Here is a 321-nt window from a genome sequence, read left to right on the forward strand (position 1 = left end):
CCCAATCAATTTACTAACTTTGGGCAGTGTCGAACGTTCTATCCGGTCGAACGAAATTAAGGCTAAAAATGAATAAATCTCAGCTTTTTGGACTTTGGAAAGAGCATTGTGTGTTGATTTGCTCGCAGAATTGACCCTCTCTATTTGACCCACCTTCCACTGTCTTCCGAAGGCAGCCACGCGGTCATACGATCCCTGATACCCCAGCGCCTTTAAGTCCAGAAACATCTGTTTTAAGGTCCGTCTTTGCTTGCGGGATTTGACTGCTTCAGCGGAAAGCCAGGCGGATAGCCGCGGCGTGAATGGATCGAGGGCGCTTGT

The 321-nt window shown here is 48.6% G+C and carries 1 pseudogene; it reads right to left on the reverse strand.

What is annotated here, in order from left to right:
- A pseudogene (locus ACZ3HH_RS29555) lies at positions 1–321 on the reverse strand (hypothetical protein); the annotation flags it as partial.

This window comes from Pseudomonas sp. PME37.24/025 (assembly GCF_055556615.1).